Source organism: Bacteroidota bacterium, assembly GCA_030706565.1.
GTDB lineage: Bacteria > Bacteroidota > Bacteroidia > Bacteroidales > JAUZOH01 > JAUZOH01.
The window spans coordinates 1-2,536 of record JAUZOH010000503.1; the positions used below are offsets into that span (position 1 = coordinate 1).

5 protein-coding genes are annotated in these 2,536 nt (G+C 38.7%); all 5 read right to left on the bottom strand.

The features are described from left to right. On the bottom strand, positions 1-594 hold a 594-nt coding region (locus Q8907_16090; GenBank protein MDP4275788.1), incomplete at its 3' end, for a ribonuclease H-like domain-containing protein. A 96-nt stretch (positions 595-690) separates the two neighbouring features. Beyond that, on the bottom strand, positions 691-1,068 hold the full coding sequence (locus Q8907_16095) for an RNA-binding S4 domain-containing protein (GenBank protein ID MDP4275789.1): 378 nt from the start codon (positions 1,066-1,068) through the stop codon (positions 691-693). A gap of 51 nt (positions 1,069-1,119) precedes the next feature. Further along, positions 1,120-1,683 carry an aminoacyl-tRNA hydrolase gene (gene pth / locus Q8907_16100; GenBank protein ID MDP4275790.1) on the bottom strand — a complete coding sequence of 188 codons (564 nt, stop codon included), beginning with the start codon at positions 1,681-1,683 and terminating at the stop codon, positions 1,120-1,122. A gap of 25 nt (positions 1,684-1,708) precedes the next feature. Continuing rightward, positions 1,709-2,362, bottom strand: a complete 654-nt coding sequence (locus Q8907_16105; GenBank protein MDP4275791.1) for a 50S ribosomal protein L25/general stress protein Ctc — start codon at positions 2,360-2,362, stop codon at positions 1,709-1,711. Positions 2,363-2,407: 45 nt separating this feature from the next. Next, positions 2,408-2,536, bottom strand: a 129-nt coding sequence (locus tag Q8907_16110) for a ribose-phosphate pyrophosphokinase (protein MDP4275792.1), incomplete at its 5' end; no start/stop codon positions are given.

A 2,536-nucleotide genomic window follows, 5' to 3' on the forward strand; every position in this document is an offset into this window, starting at 1 on the left:
ATAATAAACATCAGCCACCTGGCTCCCGTCAATATCATCTTTAGGGGAAGGGATACCGAATAAGTTTGTTAACAATTCAAGGGAGGTATAGTGCTTATAATCACCGAACTTCCATAATTCAAGGGTGTCCAGAAAATTTACCTCCCAAGGCTTTTTCCCGGCAATATCCAGAATTTCAGGAAGGGCAATCTGGTTGACCAGCATACGGCGGGCCAGAAAAGGAAAATCGAACTCTTTGCCATTATGCGCACATAATTGCACTTTGCGGTTGGATGCAAATTTCAGAAGCATTCCGTTAAAACCAAGCAGAATTTGCTTTTCGTCATCGCCATAAAATGATTTCAGTCGGAAAAACTTTTTTTGATCCCTTAAAACAATGATGCCACAGGAGATGCAGACAACTTTGCCAAATTCGGCATAAATGCCTGCCCGTTGGTATACATCGGATGCTGATTCCTCATCGTTTCTGAAATTAGAGGATTTTTTATCCCACAATTTCCGAAACACTTCCGGGACATCCTCAAAGCCAGCATAAGCCGGCACTGTTTCGATGTCGAGAAACAGAATATTTTCAAGTTTATAATCATCAAGCATTTTCGAGAAGTTTAGTTTTCAATAAAATTAATAAAAACCGCTCAACTTTATAAACGTATAAAAATTTCCAGTTGTTTTTTTGAATATTCAGACAGGTTAGTCGTAATCAAGGAATTCTTCCATATCGCGGCGGTCTTTTTTGGTAGGCCGGCCAGTACCCCTGTCCCGGGCATAAAAGAAACCATTTTTAACCGGTTCCAGTTTTTTCAGTTCTTCATCAGGAGTAAGGTTTTCCAGAAAATCGGGAACAAGTTTGGCCGAGACCCTGTTTTCAAGCAGGCCTTTCACTCTGAAAGTATAAATTACCGGAGGTTTGCGAACCATAATGATATCATTCAGTTTAATGATATGGGCAGGTTTCGCAATCACATTATTCACCAGGACCCTGTTTTTTTTACATTCCTCCGTGGCAATACTACGGGTCTTAAAAATTCTCACAGCCCACAACCACTTATCAATACGAATATCACTCATGATAACTGACAAAATAATTCAGTTAAAGATAAAATAAATTTGTTTCCGTATTTATTTATTGTTGTATTGATTCATGGCAAATCCAACGCCTGCAGTAACGAAACTTTGAATTGCCTGAATGGCGAGATCCACTCTTTGGGAAAGTATGGTTTGTTCTTCATCTGAAAAAGAGCCGAGTACGAAATCGACCTGTTGGCCTCTGTGAAAGCCGTTTCCCAAACCGAACCTAAGCCTGGCATAATCCTGAGTACCAAGCACCTCATTGATATTTTTCAACCCGTTATGTCCGCCGTCGGCCCCTTTTGGCTTTAAACGCAACTTTCCAAAAGGAAGAGCCAGATCATCGACAACCACCAGCAGATTTTCCACAGGAATTTTTTCTTTTTGCAACCAATAATTAACAGCTTTCCCACTTAAATTGACATAAGTGGAAGGCTTCAACAAGACCAGGCTGCGTCCTTTAAATTTCAATTCAGCTGTAAAGCCATAACGCCTGTCCTCAAAAGAAATATTGGATGCCTTAGCCAAAGCATCCAATATCGTAAAACCTATATTATGTCGTGTATTGAGATATTCGTCGCCGATATTTCCCAATCCAACAATGAGATATTTCAAAACGAACTAATTATAAGAATAACACTTACTTTTTAGCACTGCCTTTATCAGCAGGAGCTTCTTTTCCTGCAGCAGGAGCAGCAGCGGCAGCTTCAGTAGGAGCACCTTCAGCAGGAGCAGCAGTTTCATCTTTGGTTGCACGGGTCATTCTCACTGAAACGATACAGGTGGTTTTCAAATCAAGCAACTCAATATTAGGATAATTCAAATCGCTAACTTTTATTGAATGGGCAATACCCAAGTTAGTCACATCAATATCCACTTCATGAGGGATATCTTTGGTCAAACCTTTAATTTTAAGCTTTCTGAGTTCTTGTAAAAGTTTACCACCTTCTTTTACACCGGCTGCAGTACCATGAATGTTTATGGGAACTGAAACAACCACAGGTTTCTTTTCATCCACTTCAAGAAAATCAACATGGATAATCCTGTCAGAAACAGGATGGAACTGTACATCCTGTAATACGCATTCATGTATTTTTCCGTCAACATCAAGCTTTACCAGATAAACATTGGGCGTATAAATTAAGCTTTTAAAATTCTTTTCTGCAGTTGAAAAATGTATAATTTCTTTTCCTCCATAAACAACACAGGGAACATTCTCATCGGATCTCAATTTTTTGGAACTCGACTTTCCCAGCGATGTTCTCAAAGTACCTTTTAATTCTATTGATTCCATCTTTATTTACTTTTCTTAAATTGATTAGGGTACAAATATAATAACTTAAAAGATAAAACTCGAACTGATCGACTGATAATTATATACTTTATTAATGACATCTGCAAACATATCAGCAATAGTCAACACTTTAATCTTGCTGCAGGTTTGTGTCAAGGGTATGGAATCGGTTAC